At 62.3% G+C, this 19,424-nt stretch carries 18 protein-coding genes and 3 tRNA genes; 6 read left to right on the top strand and 15 right to left on the bottom strand.

Annotation, left to right across the window (positions count from 1 at the left end; all coding sequences use genetic code 11):
• The 6 genes from HMI60_RS11300 to rpsB all read right to left on the bottom strand — a co-directional run bounded on the left by HMI60_RS11300 (position 1) and on the right by rpsB (position 4,886).
• Positions 1-585, bottom strand: a complete 585-nt coding sequence (locus HMI60_RS11300) for a DivIVA domain-containing protein (RefSeq protein ID WP_193589673.1) — start codon at positions 583-585, stop codon at positions 1-3.
• Between the two features lie 20 nt (positions 586-605).
• A complete protein-coding gene (locus tag HMI60_RS11295) occupies positions 606-1,541 on the bottom strand; it encodes a phosphatidate cytidylyltransferase (protein WP_079581017.1) in 936 nt (311 codons plus the stop codon).
• Entirely contained in the window at positions 1,541-2,098 is a 558-nt protein-coding gene (gene frr / locus HMI60_RS11290; RefSeq protein ID WP_018777486.1) for a ribosome recycling factor, read from the bottom strand. Before frr ends, HMI60_RS11295 begins: the two co-directional genes overlap by 1 nt.
• A gap of 101 nt (positions 2,099-2,199) precedes the next feature.
• Positions 2,200-2,937: a UMP kinase gene (gene pyrH, locus HMI60_RS11285; protein WP_018777485.1), complete on the bottom strand. Its 738-nt coding sequence runs from the start codon at positions 2,935-2,937 to the stop codon at positions 2,200-2,202.
• A gap of 121 nt (positions 2,938-3,058) precedes the next feature.
• A complete protein-coding gene (gene tsf, locus HMI60_RS11280) occupies positions 3,059-3,895 on the bottom strand; it encodes a translation elongation factor Ts (protein WP_018777484.1) in 837 nt (278 codons plus the stop codon).
• A 121-nt stretch (positions 3,896-4,016) separates the two neighbouring features.
• Complete coding sequence (gene rpsB, locus HMI60_RS11275; protein WP_193589672.1) at positions 4,017-4,886, bottom strand: 30S ribosomal protein S2; 870 nt, start codon at positions 4,884-4,886, stop codon at positions 4,017-4,019.
• A gap of 407 nt (positions 4,887-5,293) precedes the next feature.
• Between rpsB and HMI60_RS11270 the strand changes: the two genes are divergently transcribed.
• A complete protein-coding gene (locus HMI60_RS11270; protein ID WP_193589671.1) occupies positions 5,294-5,800 on the top strand; it encodes a M23 family metallopeptidase in 507 nt (168 codons plus the stop codon).
• Positions 5,801-5,826: 26 nt separating this feature from the next.
• Here the strand turns inward: HMI60_RS11270 and HMI60_RS11265 are convergent, their stop codons facing one another.
• The 6 genes from HMI60_RS11265 to HMI60_RS11240 form a co-directional block, all read right to left on the bottom strand.
• On the bottom strand, positions 5,827-7,017 hold the full coding sequence (locus HMI60_RS11265; protein WP_055975119.1) for an acyl-CoA dehydrogenase family protein: 1,191 nt from the start codon (positions 7,015-7,017) through the stop codon (positions 5,827-5,829).
• Between the two features lie 229 nt (positions 7,018-7,246).
• Positions 7,247-7,320 (bottom strand) — tRNA-Ile (locus tag HMI60_RS11260).
• A gap of 83 nt (positions 7,321-7,403) precedes the next feature.
• On the bottom strand, positions 7,404-8,600 hold the full coding sequence (locus HMI60_RS11255; protein WP_018777480.1) for a glycosyltransferase: 1,197 nt from the start codon (positions 8,598-8,600) through the stop codon (positions 7,404-7,406).
• Between the two features lie 107 nt (positions 8,601-8,707).
• Positions 8,708-9,613, bottom strand: a complete 906-nt coding sequence (locus HMI60_RS11250; RefSeq protein ID WP_055975115.1) for a DMT family transporter — start codon at positions 9,611-9,613, stop codon at positions 8,708-8,710.
• Entirely contained in the window at positions 9,613-10,236 is a 624-nt protein-coding gene (locus tag HMI60_RS11245; RefSeq protein WP_193589670.1) for a CDP-alcohol phosphatidyltransferase family protein, read from the bottom strand. The genes HMI60_RS11250 and HMI60_RS11245 overlap by 1 nt, the downstream gene beginning before the upstream one ends.
• A gap of 44 nt (positions 10,237-10,280) precedes the next feature.
• Complete coding sequence (locus HMI60_RS11240) at positions 10,281-11,129, bottom strand: phage holin family protein (protein ID WP_055975109.1); 849 nt, start codon at positions 11,127-11,129, stop codon at positions 10,281-10,283.
• A 171-nt stretch (positions 11,130-11,300) separates the two neighbouring features.
• On the opposite strand from HMI60_RS11240, the gene HMI60_RS11235 reads away from it, so the two are divergent.
• From HMI60_RS11235 to HMI60_RS11215, 5 genes are all read left to right on the top strand, one after another.
• Positions 11,301-12,530, top strand: coding sequence for a multidrug effflux MFS transporter (locus tag HMI60_RS11235; protein WP_055975106.1), 1,230 nt, complete (start codon positions 11,301-11,303; stop codon positions 12,528-12,530).
• Positions 12,531-12,564: 34 nt separating this feature from the next.
• Positions 12,565-12,744: a glycine zipper domain-containing protein gene (locus HMI60_RS11230; protein WP_018777475.1), complete on the top strand. Its 180-nt coding sequence runs from the start codon at positions 12,565-12,567 to the stop codon at positions 12,742-12,744.
• A gap of 138 nt (positions 12,745-12,882) precedes the next feature.
• The gene (locus tag HMI60_RS11225; RefSeq protein ID WP_193589669.1) at positions 12,883-15,381 is read left to right on the top strand and encodes a bifunctional lysylphosphatidylglycerol flippase/synthetase MprF; all 2,499 of its coding nucleotides are present in this window, start codon (positions 12,883-12,885) and stop codon (positions 15,379-15,381) included.
• 22 nt (positions 15,382-15,403) lie between these two features.
• Positions 15,404-16,687, top strand: a complete 1,284-nt coding sequence (locus HMI60_RS11220; protein ID WP_193589668.1) for an esterase family protein — start codon at positions 15,404-15,406, stop codon at positions 16,685-16,687.
• Positions 16,688-16,728: 41 nt separating this feature from the next.
• Entirely contained in the window at positions 16,729-17,136 is a 408-nt protein-coding gene (locus HMI60_RS11215) for a hypothetical protein (RefSeq protein ID WP_039240465.1), read from the top strand.
• Between the two features lie 46 nt (positions 17,137-17,182).
• Here the strand turns inward: HMI60_RS11215 and HMI60_RS11210 are convergent.
• From HMI60_RS11210 to dnaG, 3 genes are all read right to left on the bottom strand, one after another.
• Positions 17,183-17,255 (bottom strand) — tRNA-Asn (locus tag HMI60_RS11210).
• A gap of 115 nt (positions 17,256-17,370) precedes the next feature.
• Positions 17,371-17,443: transfer RNA gene (locus HMI60_RS11205), tRNA-Asn, on the bottom strand.
• A gap of 53 nt (positions 17,444-17,496) precedes the next feature.
• Positions 17,497-19,380 (bottom strand): DNA primase, encoded by a 1,884-nt coding sequence (dnaG, locus tag HMI60_RS11200; protein WP_018777471.1) that lies wholly within the window; start codon positions 19,378-19,380, stop codon positions 17,497-17,499.
• Positions 19,381-19,424: the final 44 nt, after the last annotated feature.

The following is a 19,424-nucleotide window of genomic DNA, read 5'->3' as shown; positions in this document are numbered from 1 at the left end:
TCAGTCAATGGCCGCCATCAGCTCCACGACTCGGGCGAGGAAGGCATCAACCTGCGCTTCTTCGTAGCCCTCATCGCCCTTGGCTGCACGGAACACGGCCCGTCGAACGGTGTCTACGCTCAAGGGCTGATCGTTTTCCAGGTAGCCGATCAACTCAACGCACAGGGCATCGACATCCTGGATGTTGTAACTGCGCGTCCGCTTGCGTGCCGGGCGGCGGAAACGCTCACCGTCGGGCCTGTGCAGCCTGCCGCGAAGTATCCCGGAAAGCTTCCCGATCTGGCGCAACCAGGCTTCCTCGCCTTGTTGGCTGATCAGTTCGTCCCGCTCACGGCGTGCGAACGCGTCCTCAAGGCGGTCCAGGGCCGCGTCCACGCTGTGGGCGTCGTAGCCACCCTTGACGGGGTCGAAAGCCACCTCACGGACATCCACGCTGGCAACCTGGTCAGCGGCGCCAACAGGGTTCTCAAACGACGTCCGTGCGCGCTGGAGAAACTCGTCTACCTGCTTGGCGTTATAACCATATTTGCTGCGTTCCACGCGGTCGAACGTCGCGGGGATCTGGCGTCGAATATCCAAGGCCACTATTTTTCCTTCATCGGTTGTCAGACGCCGCTCAGCAGCGCGAACAAAACATAGGCCACAGGGGCCGCGAACACGATCGAGTCCAGACGGTCCATCACACCACCATGGCCCGGCAAGATACTGCTCATGTCCTTGACGCCGAGTTCCCTCTTGACCATGGACTCGGCAAGGTCGCCAGCGGTTGCTGCGGCAACCATTCCAACGGCCAGGACAAGGCCGACCCACCAAGGCCGGTCCAGCAGGAAGATGCAGGCCAGGACACCGATCACCATGGCACCACCCACAGATCCCGCGAACCCCTCCCAGGACTTCTTGGGACTGATCTTCGGAGCCATCGGGTGCTTGCCGAACGAAGCTCCCACGATGTAGCCGAAAGTGTCATTCGATACCACCAGCAGCAGCATGGAGGCGATCTGCCATGCCCCGTCCGGGATGCCATGCGGCCAGAAGCCCACGGGGGTGGCTCCGCCGGTGGCGTGAAGCGGCAGCGCAGCGAAACTGATCAGGAACGGTATCCACGCCAAAGTGAAGACACCCGCGAAGACGCTGCGCGGCGCCCCGGCTGCGCTTTCGATGGAGCGCCAGAGCAGTACGGCCACCGAGCTGGCTGTCATGGTGAAGAGCAGGCCTTCGAGACCACCAAAGTAGGCCGAAACCGGCATCACCAGGCTGCCGACCATCACTGGAACGATCGGCATCCTGGTGCCTTGGGCTTCGAGGGCACGGAAAACTTCCCAAACACCAAGGACCGCGAAGGCCGTGGTGAGCAGGACGAACCCCAACGGGAGGAACAGCAGCCCGCCCAGGACGGCCAGCAGCATGGCAAGGCCGACGCCGATGGCCGCGGGCAGGTTGCGGCCTGCCTTGGGTGTGGGGTTCGCCCGCACACGCCGTGCGCGCTTGGGGGTATCGCGTGTCGGGACCCGTTCAGCGGGCGCCGGCTCAGCCTGGCTCATCAGACCTCGAGCAGCTCGGCTTCCTTGCGCTTGAGCAGCTCGTCGATGCTGTCGACGTGCTGCTTGGTCAGGGCATCGAGCTCCTTCTCAGCGCGCGAGCCCTCATCTTCACCGGCTTCGCCGTCCTTGACGAGCTTGTCCAGGGTGTCCTTTGCCTTGCGGCGGATGCTTCGGATGGAGACCTTGGCGTCCTCACCCTTGCCCTTGACGATCTTCACGTATTCCTTGCGGCGCTCTTTGGTGAGCTCCGGGATGGTGACGCGGATGACGTTACCGTCGTTGGACGGGTTGGCCCCGACTTCGGAGTCACTCAGGGCCTTTTCGATGTCGCGCAGCGCGGTCTTGTCATAAGGCGTGATCAGGATGGTACGGGCATCGGGCACACCGAAGGACGCCAGCTGCTGGAGCGGGGTGGGTGTGCCGTAGTACTCAACGATGACCTTGTTGTAGAGACCGGGGTTGGCCCGGCCCGTACGGATCGTGGCGAAATCGTCCTTGGCTACTTCCACGGCTTTGTCCATCTTCTCGCCGGCTTCGAGTAAGGTCTCTTCGATCACGGGTTTCTCCTCAGAAATAGTTGCTGCCCAGCTGCAGGCGGCAATGCACAGTAAAGATCCGCCACCAGGGGCGGACGGTCCTAGAAATATCCTAGCCCTTGCTAGGGAGTTACCAGGGTTCCCAGCGTTTCGCCGAGGATCGCCCGGGTGACATTGCCTTCGCCCTCCATGCCGAAGACCACCATGGAGAGGTTGTTGTCCTTGCACATGGTCATGGCGGTCTGGTCCATGACGCGGATGTCGCGGCGCAGGGCGTCGTCGTAGCTGAGGACATCGAGCTTCTCGGCGGTGGGGTCCTTCTTCGGGTCGGCCGTGTAAACGCCGTCCACGCCGCTCTTGGCCATCAGGACAACATCTGCGTGCACTTCCAGCGCACGCTGCGCAGCCACCGTGTCGGTGGAGAAATACGGCAAGCCGGCGCCTGCACCGAAAATGACTACCCGGCCTTTTTCCATGTGGCGGATGGCGCGGCGGGGAATGTAGGCCTCGGCCACCTGGCCCATCGTGATGGCGCTCTGGACACGGGTCTCCACTCCGGCCTGCTCCAGGAAGTCCTGCAGCGCGAGGCAGTTCATGACGGTGCCCAGCATGCCCATGTAGTCGGCGCGGGAGCGATCCATGCCGCTTTGGGACAGTTCAGCGCCCCGGAAGAAGTTGCCGCCGCCAACAACGATTGCAACTTCCACATCCGCAACACCTGCTGCGATCTGCTTGGCAATGGCCCTGACGGTCTCGGGATCGACGCCGAGCTTGCCTCCGCCGATGACTTCGCCGGAAAGTTTCAGAAGTACACGTCGGCGGGTCTTCTCGGGCTGGATTGCAGTGTTGACGGTTTCCATGGTGCCTTCCCGTTGGTGGACTCTGGCTAGATTATCGTGCTGGGGGTCCGCGCAGGTACTACCCGGACGCGTGCATGAAAAAGGGGCGGCCACCGAAGTGACCACCCCTTTTCATGAATTACTAGTTTCCGACGCGGAAACGGGTTACTGCGGTTGCCTTGACGCCGGCTTCTTCGAGGACCTGTGCAACAGTCTTCTTGGAATCCTTGGCGAATGCCTGGTCAACCAGAACTTCACCCTTGTAGAAGCCCGTAACGCGGCCTTCGACGATCTTCGGGAGAGCAGCTTCGGGCTTGCCTTCAGCCTTCGCGGTCTCTTCGGCGATACGGCGCTCGGACTCGACCAGTTCGGCCGGGACGTCTTCGCGGGTCAGGTAGTTCGGTGCCATTGCTGCAACGTGGACAGCGATGTCGTGTGCGGCGGTGGCAGCGGCTTCGCCTTCACCGTCAACAGCGAACAGGACGCCGACCTGGGCCGGGAGGTCCTTGGACGTCTTGTGCAGGTAGGCGTCAACCGTGGTGCCCTCAACGCGGGAGATGCGACGGACAACAACCTTTTCGCCGAGGACAGCGCCCTCTTCGACGACGACCTCGGACAACGGCTTGCCGTCGACTTCGGTTGCCAGCAGGGTTTCGAGGTCGGCTGCGCCGGACTCGACTGCAACGTTGAGGACCTTGTCGGCCAGCTGGATGAACTTGTCAGCCTTGGCAACGAAGTCGGTCTCGCAGTTGACTTCGATCATTACGCCAACGCCGCCGTTGACCTTGGCAGCAACCAGGCCCTCAGCCGTGGAACGGCCTTCGCGCTTGGTGGCACCCTTGAGGCCCTTGATGCGGATGATCTCGATGGCCTTCTCAGCGTCACCGTTGGCCTCGTCAAGAGCCTTCTTGACGTCCATCATGCCGGCGCCGGTGCGCTCGCGCAGGGCCTTGATGTCAGCAGCAGTGTAGTTCGCCATGTGAACCCCTCTGTCTAGAAATTTGTGTGTTTACGGACTGACAGGACGGCAGCCCACCGTGTGAGCCGCCATCCTGTCAGTTGCCCCCGACGCTGTCTCCAGCATCAGGGAAGGTCCAGATTTACTTGGCTTCGGCTTCGCCGGTTGCAGCTTCAGTTGCTTCCGGAGCTTCGCCTGCGGGAGCTTCTGCGGCCGGAGCCTCAGCTGCTGCTGCTTCTTCAGCCTTGCTGCCTTCGAGGAGCTCGCGCTCCCACTCGGCCAGCGGCTCTTCCGGAGCTTCGGTGGTACCGGTTGCGCGCTGGTTGCGGGCGATGAGGCCCTCAGCTACGGCGTCGGCAACAACGCGGGTGAGCAGGTTGACGGAGCGGATGGCGTCGTCGTTGCCCGGGATCGGGAAGTCGACTTCATCGGGATCGCAGTTGGTGTCCAGGATGGCAACAACCGGGATGTTCAGCTTCTTGGCTTCGTCAACAGCAAGGTGTTCCTTCTTGGTGTCAACAACCCACAGAACCGAGGGAGCCTTGGTCAGGTTGCGGATACCGCCGAGGTTGGACTCGAGCTTGGTGAGTTCACGCTTGAGGAGCAGGAGCTCCTTCTTGGTGTAAGCGGAGCCGGCGACGTCGTCGAAGTTGATCTCTTCGAGTTCCTTCATGCGCTGGATACGCTTGGCGACGGTCTGGAAGTTGGTGAGCATACCGCCCAACCAACGCTGGTTGACGTACGGCTGGCCAACACGGGTAGCCTGCTCGGCAATTGCTTCCTGAGCCTGCTTCTTGGTGCCGACGAACAGGACGGTGCCGCCGTGGGCGACAGTAGCCTTGACGAACTCGTAGGCGCGGTCGATGTAGGACAGCGACTGCTGAAGGTCGATGATGTAGATGCCGTTGCGTTCCGTGAAGATGAAGCGCTTCATCTTCGGGTTCCAACGACGGGTCTGGTGTCCAAAGTGGACGCCGCTGTCAAGCAGCTGGCGCATGGTTACGACGGGCATGCCGACGCTCCTTCCGGCAGGTCATTCATGAGAGAGCCCATGGGGCTGCTCTTACCCTGCCAATAGTTGACGGTTGTTTAGCCTCTGCCCGGACGGGCGCGGCTCCTGGCATCCATTGCGCTTCTCATCCGGCATGGAACCAAAGGCTCCTCCGGACCGCAAGAGGCACAATCCTCCGCAGCATGAAACCATGGGCTTCGCTGGAGGAGGGCTGGATACGCGTAGTCAGCCTGGCACCCCCACACATCTGAATGAGACATGTTCCTGAACAAGCTTGAGGGCACAGCAAACTGCTCCACCAAGTGTACTACAGCCATACCGCCCAACGGACCGCCCATCACCGGCAGTTGTCCACATACCGGCTCCCCGCGGTAGCCCCGGGATCACGCAAAGGGAAGGCTGGATCCATGTCCTTCCTGAAGCTGGCAGCCACCTTGATCCTTACCCTCAACATCACTCTCAGCATCCCGTCCGGGGCGGACGGCGCCCCGGACGCTCCCCAGGGAAGATGGAGCTGGCCGCTGTCCCCCAAGCCGTCCGTCCTGCGGACGTTTGATCCTCCGGACAAGCCGTGGCTGAGCGGACACCGCGGCGTGGATTTAGGCCCAAGGCCCGACGGCGGACAGGTCACCGCGCCGTCCGATGGCGTGGTGGCCTTCGCCGGCGTCGTGGTTGACCGCCCGGTCCTCACCATCGATCACGGCGACGGACTCAGGAGCAGTTTCGAACCCGTGGCCAGCAGCCTTAAGCAGGGCGACCGCGTGGCCAAAGGGCAAACGGTCGGCACCCTGCAGTCGGGACACTGCGGAAGCACCACGTGCCTGCATTGGGGTGTTCGGCGCGGCGAGGAGTACCTCAATCCACTGGGCTTTGTGTCCGACCTGCGCCCATCAGTGTTGCTGCCGCTGGAGTGAGCCCCGCCGCGCCGTCCGCGGAGGTTCTAGACGATGGCAGAAACGCCCGTGATGGCCCGACCGGTCACCAGAGTGTTGATTTCGTGGGTGCCCTCGTAGGAGTAGATCGCCTCGGCATCGGAGAAGATCTTGGCCATGCCGTAGTCCGTCACGATGCCATTGCCGCCGAGGATACTGCGCCCCAGGGCGACACTTTCGCGCATGCGTGCAGTGGTGAAAGCCTTGGCCAGGGCGGACTGTTCGTCTTTGGCAACGCCCGCGTCCTCAAGCTGTGCAAGCCTGACCATCATGCCCATTGAGGCGACTGTGTTGCCCAGGATCTGCACCAACTGGTTCTGGACCAGCTGGAAGGCTGCCAACGGGCGCCCGAACTGCTGGCGCTCCACGGCGTAGTTGCGGGCAACGTCGAAGGCGGCCATCTGAAGGCCGACGGCCTGCCACGCCACAGCCAGGCGCGTGACCTTCAGGACCTTGTTGGTATCCCGGAAGCTGTTGCCGTTGGCCAGCTTGAAGAAGTCCGGCACCACCACGTTATCCAGGGTGATGTCCGCGTTCTGGACCGTGCGGAGGGAAATCTTGTTCTCGATCTTGCTGGCGGAATAGCCCGGCAGGGTGGTGTCCACCAGGAATGCTTTCACCTGGTTGTCGGCCACGTCCTTGGCATAGATGACCACCCAGTCCGAGAAGGTGGCATTGCCGATCCAGCGCTTTGCACCGTTGAGAATCCACGTGTCGCCTTCACGACGTGCCGTCGTGCGGGTTCCGCCTGCAACATCGGAACCACCCAGCGGCTCGGTCAGCCCGAAAGCGCCGATCTTCTTCAGGGAGTAGATGTCCGGCAGCCACGCATCCTTTTGCTCCTGGGAGGCGAGGGCTTCAATGGAGCCCGTGAAGAGGCCGTCATGGACACCCATGAACGTGGCAATGGAAGCATCCGCTCGGGTCACTTCGGCATGGAGCATGCCGGCAAAGAGATTGGAGTATCCCTGGCGCCGAACCGGGCTTACGAGGTCCAGCTCGCCAAGCTTGGGAATGAGGTCCATGGGGAATTCGCCGCGGTTCCAGCAGTCCACTGCGATCGGAGTGACCTCGCGGGCAAGGAACTCCCGCACTTCGGCCAGACGGTCCTGCTCCTTGCCTGTCAGCAACTGCTCGAAGGCATAGAAGTCACCATCGGCGTAAGGAAGTGTGGTGGCGTCGAATGCGGTGTTGGACATGTTCGCTCCTTCAAGGGTGGTCACCTGCGACCACGTCAAGGTCCCGGAAGGACTGCGCTGTGACCCGGGAGTCGGCAGGGCAGCCAAGTTACCGGCGGGTAATAAGTTACTGATCAGTAACTTACCGCATGACGCCACCTCCTGCAACGATGCATGGTGCTGCTTGCCCAGGGTCGGCACACAAAAAATCCCCCTTGCCGACTTTGAGTCGGCAAGGGGGATTTTCCGGTAGGGCTACTCGGACTTGAACCGAGGACCTTAGGATTATGAGTCCCGCGCTCTAACCAGCTGAGCTATAGCCCCGTGATGCCCGAACAGCCGCCGTCCAGCAGCCGTTCCGGGCAAAGCACTCTAGCAATACTAATAGCTAACGGGGAGTGCTTTGGTCACACCACCATGTCCTCATAGGACGCGCCCCGGTAAAGGTCCTCAAAGGTCTGCAGAGTGCCGTTAAGGCTGTGCGGCTCCACCATTTCGCGGCTCACCTTGCCCATGGCTTCCAGCTCGTCCTCGGGAAGCTGAACCAGTTTGGTGATTTTCGCGGCGAGTTCAGAGCTGTCGTTGGGGGTGAAGAGGTAGCCGTTTTCTCCGTCGCGGACCAGGTGCGGCAGCGCCATGGCATCGGCAAGCAGGACAGGGGTGGAAGCGGACATGGCTTCCAGCGTCACCAGGGACTGCAGTTCGGCCGTGCCGGGCATGCAGAAGATGTCAGCCTTGATGTAGGCCTCACGCAGGTCCTCGTCGCTCGCGAGCCCGAGGAATTTGACCCGGTCTCCCAGGCCAAGCCGGGCCACTTGGGCTTCCAAGGCCGGACGGACTTCTCCGCCGCCGACGATCTCAAGGTTGACGTTCAACTCCCGGGGAGTCTTGGCCACGGCGTCGATCAGCACATCGATGTGCTTCTCCTCCGCGAGGCGCCCAACGAAAAGCACGGTGGGATGGCTGTGCGGTTCAATGACTTCACCGGGGTGAAGCTCATACGCCGAAGAATCGATGCCGTTGGACAGTGGCAGGACTTTGCGCAGGAAGGCGTGCTGGTGCATCGCCTTGGCGGCCAGAGGCGTAGGGGTGGTGACAACGTCAGCCTGTCCCATGACCTTGCCCATGTCCTTCCAGGAAATGCGGCCCACGATGTCCTTGAACCACTGCGGGAACGGCAGGAACGGGTTCAGGTTCTCCGGCATGAAGTGGTTGGTGGCAATGATCCTGATGCCGCGTTTGACGGCCTCATAAAGGACGTGTTCGCCAATCATGTAGTGGCTTTGGATGTGCACGACATCGGGCTGCACCTTGTCGAACAGGAGGCTGATTTCCTTCTTGATTTCCCATGGGAAGCAGATGCGGAAGTACTCATGGGTGAAAACGCCATGGGAGCGCAGCCGGTGCACGGTGGCCTCGTCGCGGAATTCCGTGTAGCTCTTGCCCGAATCCGGACGGCAGGCCAACACGTGAACGTTGTGTCCGCGTGCCGTCATCCCCTTGGCCAGGCGGTAGCCGAACTGGGCAGCACCGTTGACATGCGGCGGGTAGGTGTCCGCGGCAATCAGGATGGTGAGGGGCTTGTTGGTGTCGGGAATGGTCACGTGGAGAACTCCTGATGGTCACGGTGCGGACAGCACTGCTTGTGGCAATGCTGCGGTGTCGCCGGGTTGCCGCCCGCAAAAGCGGTGGCGCAAGGTAAAGATCTGCCCTAGGCCTTCCGGCTGGCAGCCGCCTTCGCGTCCTTTTTGCGCTTGGTGACTTCCGGATGGTGCCTGCTTAGGGCAATAACCCCCACGATAGCAAGCGTAGCGGCCGCTGCCATGGCGATCGCCATCACGGCGTGGACATCGGGACGAAGCTCACCAAGGATGACGATGCCGATCGCAATGCCCACCATCGGGTCAATCACAGTCAATCCCGCGATCACGAGGTCCGGCGGTCCACCAGAGTACGCACTCTGGACAAACCATGAACCCAGGCCACCTGCAGCAACGATGGCTATCAGCGTGTACCACTGGACGTTGAGCAGGAAGAGTCCGTTGGGATCGAGCAAGTGCTTGCCGATAATCCGGGTCAGTACGGCCACGAAACCGAACAGGACGCCTGCGCCCAGGATGTAAATGAAGGCGCTCATCCGGTGTTTGAACAAGACGGCCAGGGTGCCGAAAATACCGACGGCCAGGGCAAGGAGCAGCACGATCGTCAGCTCATCGTCATTGCTGACGTGGTGGTTTTCCTGTGTGACGAACACGGCCAGCAATACAAACAGCGCGGAACCGGTGACACAGGCGCTGATCGCTACAACTGTTGCCCGGTTGATGCTCAGTCCTTGGTCTTTGGCATTGACCACCGTGGTGATGACCAGCGCAATGGCGCCGATCGGTTGCACCACCGTCAAGGGCGCAGACACCAATGCAATGGCGTTCATCACCATGCCCAAGGCAAGGAACAGCAGGCCCAGCATCCAGCGCGGATTCCGCAGGAGCCGCAGGAAGCCATTGGAGCTCAGCGCCAGGCCACCCGTATCGGCTTTCACCGCGCTCCCCTGCCGCTGGGCGCCGATGGCGAGGAAGAAGGCCCCAAGTACCGCCAGGCAAACCGCCAGCCAGACCATCAGCCGAGTCCGCCGTCGTCGGTTTTCAATTCTTTTCCTTTTCGCAGGATGGCCCAGAAGTAGTTGTATGCCGCAATCCAGTGGCCCACCAGGCCCAGGCCCAGGAACGTCCACGCCGCCACGAAATACACGTCAGTCAAGGGTATGGGCAGTTTGGACAGGACGAGCAATGGCGTGCCCACCAGCAGCAGGGCGGTGCGGATTTTCCCGACGATGCTCACGGGAAGATCCGGGTGGCTCCGGAAATAGTTCAACGATGCGATCGCCAGGATCGCGTCAGGGACCAGAAGCGCCGCCAGATACCACCACTGCACGACGCCGGCAATCGCCAAAGTGAAAGCCACGGCCAGGAGGGCGGCCCGGTCGGCCATCGGATCCAGGATCCTGCCCAACTTGGAGGTCTGGTCGAACCGCCTGGCGATGTAGCCGTCCACCCAGTCCGTGCTGCCCATGACGACGAGCACCAGGACCGCGAACCCGTACTCCTGTTCGGAGAGCACGAGCCAGACAAAGAGAGGCACGCCCATGAAACGCAGGACGGTGAGGATATTGGGGACAGTGAAGATGAGGTCATGGTCGACCTGCGGACGATCCGGGTGCGAACCAGCACCGATCAGCCTCATGTGTCCCCCTTCCTCGTGTTCAGTATCCGGTGCTCAGAAACCTGCTATTTCTTCAGCAGCTTCCTCAGCGCAACCACGAAGACCACCGCGGCGGTGGCGAAAGCTGCAAGGTCTTTCCAGTGCGCGGCCATCCGCTCGCTGACGCTTTGGGGAACGGAATCGCCGAGGTCGGCAAACTTTGCGGCAGCGAATTCCTTGCCCTCCTGGAACCTGACGTTGGCGCTCTCGAGCAAGGCCTGGCCCTGCTTTTTGACGTCCAGCTGTTCACCCAGCTCATCGCGGACACCCGTCAGGTGTTCGCGGCGCCTCTTCAGGCGGGAGCGAAGCTCGGCTTCCGTGGGGGCCTTGACGGCATCGGCTTCCTTGGCCGCTTCCTTTGCTGCCTTTTCGGCCTTGGCCTTCTCAGCTGCGGCTTCCTTTTCGGCTTTGGCGGCCTTGGCGGCAGGCGAGTTCGGGTCGAGGATCGACTCGTCGAACGCTGAGCCTTCCTTGGCGATCCCGAGGTCATGCTTGATGCCCCGGATGGTGTCCTCGGGGACCAACGGCATGGCCTTCTTGAACTTGGCGATGCCGATCAGCGATGCGATGGCGACAACCACAAGGAAAAACGCTGAGACGAGCAGAGCCGCGAGCCAGCCGGGCATGATGGTGGCCAGGCCCAGAATGGCTGCCACCACCAGTGCAATGACCAGCAGCGCCATGAAGACGAGGGCAACACCGAAAAAGGCGCCGGCCACGCCAAGCTGTGTGGCCTTGCGTTTGAGTTCCACCTTGGCAAGGGCGATCTCATCATTGATTTGCCGTGGGGCCAAGCGTGCAACGAGCTTGAGGGTCTTCGGCAAAGTACGAATGGCTGGTCCTTGACTGGTCCGGCCGGTGTGACGTCCACTCATGGGTTCCGCCTAACTGCTTCCTCTTGGCATCGTGTCGGGCGAACGCAGCGGAAAACTCCGCCGCGGACACCTGTCCTCAAAGCTATCATTCAGGTTCCTGCTGAACTTTCGGGGCCACGCTCCGGCGCGCCCGTCATAGCAGCAATAAATATGATCCGGGCCATAGGATAGATGATCGTGACCCCTCCCATTGCCCCGGGCGATTCCCTGAGCCGACGCGAAAAGCTTGTCTACATTCTCCTCCTGGGCGCCTTGACGGCCTTGGGTCCCTTCACCATCGATCTCTACCTCCCCGCGTTCCCGGCCCTGGAATCAAGTTTCAACGTCTCGGAAGCGGCAATCCAGCTCACCCTGACCGGAACAACCGTCGGCTTCGGCCTTGGCCAGTTGGTGGTGGGACCGTTCAGCGACAAGGTAGGCCGCAGGCTGCCGCTGATCCTGGCCACAGCCGTGCATATTGGCTCTTCCCTGGGCGCTGCGCTGGCAACCGACATCGGCATGCTTTCCGTTTTCCGTGTCCTCATGGGAATCGGGGCGGCCGGAGGTGGCGTGGTGGCCATGGCAATGGTCAGGGACCTTTTCCACGGCTACTCCATGGTGCGGATGTTCTCCCGCATGTCACTGGTCAACGGGCTCGCGCCCATCCTGGCTCCGGTGATCGGGTCACAACTGCTCCTTGTCTTTCCCTGGCCCGGGATTTTCTACTTCCTGGCGTGCTACGGCCTGCTGGTCATCATCGCCTCCATCTTCTTTATCCGGGAGACCTTGCCTGCCGAACAGCGCGGCAAGTCCACCGTGACGGTCGGACAGCGCTACAAGAAGGTACTTACGGACCGGATTTTCGTGGGCATGGTGCTGGTGGGCAGCCTCAACTTCGGCGGCCTGTTCGCCTATTTGTCCGCGTCCACCTTCCTCTTCCAGAAGGTCTACGGCTTCTCCCCCCAGGAATACGGCATCCTGTTCGGCATCAATTCATTGGGCATCGTGGCCGGTGTCCAGATCAGTTCCCGCTTGATCCGGCGCGTAGCCCCGCAGTGGATTGTGGCCGGAGCAACGCTGTTCATGTTGTGCATGTCCCTTGTGATCATCGTGCTTGATCTGTTCCACGTGGGGCTGTGGGGCACCTTGATTCCCCTGTGGTTCTACATCTGCGCCACCGGGTTCATGTTTCCGTGCGTCCAGGTGTTGTCCCTGGCCAACCACGGCGCACAAGCCGGCACGGCGGCCTCCCTCCTTGGCGCTTCACAGTTCATGATGGCGGGCATCGTTCCTCCGGTGGTCGGCTGGCTGGGGGTCACCTCCGCCGTCCCCATGGGAGCTGTGATGGCCGTCTGCATCACGGGTTCCATGACCGCACTTTGGTTGGTTGTGCGGCCACGGACCGTGCCCTCCATCCACTAGCTGCCATCCATCAACCGCACCGTAGGCTGTCACTATGACGAACAAACCGCACCGTAATGGCAGGGGCCTCTTTCTCGGTGCGATGCTGGGCGCGGTGGCCGGGGCACTCATCGGCCGCGCTGCAGGAAGCGCGGTTTTCGGCGCGTTGCTCGGGGCCGTGATCGGCGCCGCGGTTCTGTACCGGGTCAATCCTGGACCTTGGAACCGTGACTAGGCAGGAACCGTGACTAAGCGGCGTCACTTGCCGACCCTCCGGCGTCGAACGTTTCAAAGCCTCCCCTAAAGCCCTGCCGCAGGGCAGAATGGTGGCCAGCCGGTGTTACCGGTGCCTAACCGGTGAAGGGGACATCACATGAGCACGGCGGTCGGATTTCGTGGCACCCTACGGGGCCTGGCAACCGTGCGGAGTTTGCCGCTGACGCTTGCCTTGGTGGTGGTCCTCTGGGTTTTGGCACTGGCGACGGGAAGCGTCCTTAACGGTCCTCCCGAAGCACTTCTGGAGCAGGTGGGGCTTGGCTTGGCCGTGGAACCCGGGCCGTGGTGGTCGGTCTTCACGTCAACGTTCTTCGGTTCCTCGCTTCTCGACTACCTGGCGTGCACCGCAGCGATCCTGCTGGGGGTCGGTATTGCCGAAAGGGTCATGGGCCCGTGGCTGGCCCTGGCTGCCTTCATCGCCGGCTCCGCCCTCAGCGCACTGGTGCTGGTCGCGCTGGTGGCTTTCGGTACCGACAACAGCGACCAATGGCTGAGCTTCCTCGGCGGGGAGTACGCGGTGGGCGCTTACGGCGGAGCCGCGGCTGCCCTGGGATTTTCGACGGCGGCACTTGACTCGCTGTGGCGGCGCCGCCTCCGGACGTGGTTGCTCGCTGCAGCACTGATGTTCGCCCTCTTCGTTGGAGTGGCCCAAACTTTGCAGGCTCTCGCCGGCGCAGTGATCGGAATCGTTGCCGGCTGGGCCGCACACTCCGTGGTCCTTCACAAGAGCGGCGGATCGTTCAATGCCTCCAGCCTCCGTGAGACGCGTTTCCTGGTCGGCACGGTGGTTGGCGTCTTCGCCCTGGGGCCCCTGTTGACCCAACTGACGGGTACCTGGGAGGTGGGCCCGCTCTCGGTGGTCTCCGAGGTCATGCTCCAGGCAAGCCCCGACGTCGATGAGGTTCAGGAGGCCTGCAGGAACGAAGCGAACTGCGTGGCCCTGCAAAACATCGTTGGTGTCCGGAGCTTTGGTGCGGCCATCCTGACGGTGATCCCTGTCCTGCTCTTGCTGGTCTGCGCCGAAGGCCTGCGACGCGGTCGCCGCCTGGCTTATCGGCTGACACTGATCATCCAGGTGTATCTGGCTGCGGTGACCGTCCTGGCGATTGTCCAATACATCAGCGACCCGGATGTCACCATGGGCGACGACGATTTCGGCTACCTCCTCCTGTACGTGGTCCCCGCGCTCCTGGCGCCAATCATCATCGTGGCACTGCTGCTGGCAAACCGGCACAGGTTCAGGGTGGAGTCCAGCGACGCCGGATACCGCGCCCTCGGCCGGGCTGCCTTGATCCTGGCCGTGACTTCAGTGGCCCTCTACGTGGCGTTCTGGTTCCTGGAGGGCAACCCGGGCCAGTCAACCCTGTGGGACCTCGCCGGACAGCTGACGCACATCCTGGTGCCCTTCCCGGTCCCGTTCGTTGTGGCGCTGCCCCAGGGACTGCTGAGCACTGTGCTGTACGGCCTGGGAGGAGACGTCATCTGGCTTCTCATCCTGGTCCTGGTCCTCAACAACTTCCGCCGCTTCAGGATGATCGCCACCGACCCTGCTGCCGATCTCGGCCACACCCGCGAGCTGCTGCACCAGGGCGGTGGCACCTTGTCCTGGATGGCATTGTGGGACAACAACCAGTACTGGTTCACTCCGGACAGGAAGGCCGGCGTCGCCTACCAGGTCCACAACGGGGTGGCGTTGACCGTTGCCGGTCCCTACGGCGATGCCGGCCACCATGACGAGGCAGCGCGTGGTTTTGTGGCGCACTGTTCCGCATTGGGATTGGTCCCGTGTTTCTATTCCGCCGACTCCGGGCTGGATGGCCCGCTGCTCCCCTACGGCTTCAGGAAACTGGAGGTCGCGGAGGAAACACTTCTCAACGTCCAGGCAATGACGTTCAAGGGCAAAGAGTGGCAGAACGTCCGCACTGCGCTGAACCGCGCTGACAAGCTGTCCATCAAGGACCTCTGGTACCACTACGGCAGCATGCCGCCGGGCATCAGGGCCCAACTGGCTGAGATTTCCGAGGAGTGGGTGGCTGACAAGGCCCTACCCGAGATGGGATTCACCTTGGGCGGCTTGAACGAACTCAAGGATCCCGAAGTTCTCTGCTGCGTGGCGGTGGACGACGACGGCCTGGTCCACGGGGTGACCAGCTGGCTTCCCGTTTTCAGCAACGGTGCGATCTCAGGCTGGACCCTCGACTTCATGAGGCGCCGCACGACAGGATTCAAGGGCGTCATGGAGTTCCTGATCGCCTCAGCCGTGACGTACTTCAAGGAGCAAGTTCCGCAGATCTCCCTCTCAGGCTCTCCATTGGCCAATGCGGGGACCGGAGGCGCGGAAGGTGACCGAAGCACCCTGGACCGCGTCCTGGCCCTGTTGGGAAATGCCCTGGAGCCGATGTACGGCTTCAAATCATTGGCTGCCTTCAAGTCAAGGTTCCAACCCGAGCACCGGACCTTGTACATGTACTACCAGGACCCCCTGGCCTTGCCATCGATCGGACTGGCGGTCGGCTCGGCCTACCTGCCCGGGCTCTCGCCCGCACAAAGCGCCGGTTTGTTGAGGCAGATGGTGGCCCGGGAGCCTGCCGCATGACCGGTCATCCGGCGGCGCGTCCATGAACGATGTCCTGAAACTCGAAATCAGCAGCCCGGTAGTCCTGACGATCGCCGGGATCATCGCCGTCGGGTTCTTCCTGGTGCTCTTCCTCCGGCCGTCTGCCCGCTGGGTCCTCACGGCGATGAGCGCCATTGTGGTGGCAGGGCTGGTGGGGTGGTTCACCGTGTGGATCGTGGAGGACGTGCTGGACGTCTTTCACGTGGGACTGACTCCGCGGGTATGGTTCTGGTCGATCAGCTGCTTCGCCGCTTTGGGGTTGGTCGCGGTGAGTTTTCTCCACAGCGCGCGCTGGCGGAAAGTGGTGGCCATCATCTCGGTCCCCGTCTTCGTCACTGTCTCCGCCCTGCAAATCAACGCCGAGTTCGGACTGAACAACACCCTGGGTTCGGCCCTGGGGATCTCAACCGAGGACGTCATTGAACTGAACAAGCCGGACCCGGATGCGTCCATTCCGGCCGGACCCTTGTGGCAGCACTGGACTCCGCCCGCCAACATGCCCTCGAAAGGCAAGGTGGGGACCCAAGTCATCCCGGCCACGGTGTCGGGTTTCGACGCGCGCCCGGCCGGTATCTACCTTCCACCGGCTGCCCTGACTGCCAATCCACCGAGGCTTCCCCTGTTCGTCCTCATGATGGGCCAGCCGGGCCTCCCCGATCCGCAGTACGTCTCCGCCGCCCTCGACGAGTTCGCTGCAAAAAACAATGGACTGGCCCCCATTGCGATCGTCGCCGACCAGATCGGCCCGGACCAGGATGACACCCTGTGCCTGGACACCCCTAAGTACGGAAACGTCGAGAAGTACATCAACCAGGACGTGGTGAACTGGGCCAGGGACAACTTGAGCATCCTTCCGGACAGGGACCACTGGACCATCGCCGGTTATTCCAACGGCGGCCAATGCGCCATCTCCTTCGCCGTCAAGTACCCCGGAATGTGGGGCAACGTGGTGGACATCTCAGGCGAGGAGTTCCCCGGCGCAGAGGACCCCGCGGAGAACCTGGCCGGGATCTTTGGCGGTAACCAGGCCGCCTATGATGCCCAAAAGCCCATCAACATCATGAAGGGCAAACAGTTCCCCGACACCACTGCCGTGTTCACTGCCGGCTCGGACGACCCCACCTACGTGGCCGCCGCGAAAGCCGTGTCCGCGGCGGCGCAAGCGTCCGGAATGAAAGTGACGTACTACGAGGTACCCAACGGCGGACACGTGGGCCTGGCATTGAACGCAGGCCTGGAGAAGGGCTTCGAAGTGCTGTACCCGCGCCTGGGCCTGTCCCGCTAGAAGCTCTTTTCGCGGCCACCCACCGGCGATAAAGTTGAGATGTGCCACATTGGCAAGAGCTGAACCCGTTACCGGCACCGTGGCAGCGCAAGGATGACCGCATCCTCCCGCTGTGGTGGGAGCGCCTGTGCTCGGTGACCAGTCCGCCGTCGGCCGCTTTGTACGCGGGTGGACTCTTCACGGACGACCGGCGACGGCCCATAGCCCAGTGGTACAACCCCGAAACGGATGCCGCACTGTTGGTCGCTCCGGAGACCTCGCCGGAGTGGCCGGTCCAAAGGTTCGGGATTTTCTATGCCCCTCCGGGCGGCGGTTTCACGAGAGTCTACTCGGCGCCGCATGAGTGGCATCCGCGTGAGCCCAGGACCCCTCCCACCGAGCAGGACTCGTTCATGGCGGCTGTGGCGGAAGCCGCGCGCTTCCTCCAGGTGGAGATGGATTTCGTTTAAAAAGCAGACCCCGCACCAGCCATAAGGCGGGTACGGGGTCCTTGTGCTCCTCCGACTGGACTTGAACCAGTAACCCTTCGATTAACAGTCGAATGCTCTGCCAATTGAGCTACGGAGGAATGAAGCGGTTATGACTTTAGCAAAGGTTTTACCGGATGTGAAATCGGTCGGCGGTACCCCCTGGGGGTATAAAAATACCCCCGCTCCGGCGAACCGGAACGGGGGTATTGTGCGCTCCTCCGACTGGACTTGAACCAGTAACCCTTCGATTAACAGTCGAATGCTCTGCCAATTGAGCTACGGAGGAATGAAGCGGTTACTAGCTTAACAGGGGGCTGCCGGAAAACGAAATCGAGGATCTCAGCCGTCCGAGCGCAGCGCCCGGCGTTCCATTTCGAGTTGCATCAACTCACGGTTCAGCCGCTGGAATTCCTCAGGCTGGGAGGCAGCGTCGAGCCGTTGGAGCTGCCCCATCTTGTCGGCCTTGATGCGGGTGATCTGAAGCTCGAAGAGTCGGGCCAGGATATCCCGGCAATACCGTTGCATCGCTTCCGGGGTGCTGGCGGGCAGTGGTGTCACAGCAAGTTCGGACACCAGATTGCGCAGGGGTTCGGGTACTTCCTGCCGGATCTGCTCCACCCATGACACCGGGTCTGCCGTATGGCCGAGCCCAGTGGCGCGGATCGCCGCATGGACGGCAGCATAGGCCGGCGTGGCGAACATCGTAGCCGCAAAGCGGTCCCACGCCACTCCACCGAGCACTGCGGGATCCTGAAGCACCACCTCGAGTGCTTGGCGTTCCATCCCCGCTACGGGGTCGCGGGGGTTGGGACGGTTGAACACCGGACCGCCCGACGGCGGTGCTGCCGCGGCCGCTGCTTGCTCGCCGCTGCCTGCAGGATTGCTGCCGCTTGTCCCCCGTTTAGCAGCCGCGCCAACGTATCGGCTGACTTCCTCGATGGGCATGCCCAGCCAGCCGGCAAGGTTCCGCGTGTACTCGGGCCTTGTGGCTGAGTCCCTGATCTGCGCCACCACCGGAGAAGCCTCACGGAGCGCTGCTACGCGGCCCTCCACGGTGTCCAGGTTGTGCCGCCGCAAGGTGGCCCTGATGGCGAATTCGAAGAGCGGTTTCCGGGTGCCGATGAGCTCGCGCACCGCGGCATCACCTTTGAGCTGGCGAAGGTCACAGGGATCGGCACCGGAAGGCTCGACAGCCACGTAGGTCTGGGCCGTGAACCGCTGGTCCTCCTCGAACGCCCTGAGAGCGGCCTTCTGGCCGGCAGCATCACCGTCGAAGGTGAAAATGACCTCTCCCCCGCTGCCGTCGTCGGAAAGCAGCCGCCGGGCCACCTTGATGTGTTCGGTACCGAAGGCTGTACCGCAGGTGGCTACCGCCGTCGTGACCCCTGCAAGGTGGCAGGCCATCACGTCCGTGTACCCCTCCACCACTACCAGCTGGCGCTCCTTGGCGATGTTCCGTTTGGCGAGGTCGATGCCGTAGAGGACCTGGGATTTCTTGTAGAGCGTGGTCTCCGGGGTGTTCAGGTATTTGGGGCCTTGGTCGTCTTCGTAGAGCTTGCGCGCGCCAAAACCGATGGTGTCCCCCGCGATGTCCCGGATGGGCCAGATCAGCCGGCCGCGGAAACGGTCGTAGATGCCGCGATTGCCTTCTGAAAACATTCCAGTGAGCTTCAACTCAGCATCCGTGAAGCCGCGTCCGCGCAGGTGCTTCAACAACGCGTCCCAGCCTTGTGGCGCGTATCCCACTCCGAAGTGTTCGGCGGCAGCACGGTCGAACCCGCGGCCATCCAGGAAGTTACGGCCTTCCGCCGCTCCGGGGGTCAGAAGCTGTGCGCGGAAGAACTCATCGGCGATCTTGTGGGCGTCCAGCAGGCGCTGGCGCTTGCCCACTTCCTCGCGGCTGGGACCCGTCCCGCCGTCTTCGTACCGCAGCTCGTAACCGATCCTGGCCGCGAGCTTTTCCACGGCTTCGTGGAAGGAACTGTGATCCATCTTCTGGACGAAGGAAATGGCGTCGCCATCCTCGCCGCAACCGAAGCAGTGGTACCTGCCCACCTGCGGGCGGACGGTGAAGGAGGGAGAACGTTCGTCGTGGAAGGGGCACAGGCCTTTGAAACTGCCCAGTCCGGCACCTTTGAGTGTGACGTATCCGTCAACGACTTCCTTGATGTCCGTGCGCTGGCGTACTTCGTCGATATCTTCACGTTTGATCAGGCCAGCCACGTGTCCATCCTAGTCGCATCGACCAAACCGCCCGGCTCCCGGGC

Origin of the sequence: Paenarthrobacter sp. YJN-D (assembly GCF_015040335.1) — a bacterium.
GTDB classification, from domain to species: Bacteria; Actinomycetota; Actinomycetes; order Actinomycetales; family Micrococcaceae; genus Arthrobacter; species Arthrobacter nicotinovorans.
The sequence above is the reverse complement of the archived record's forward strand: the minus strand, read 5'-3'. Positions and strand labels throughout refer to the sequence as shown.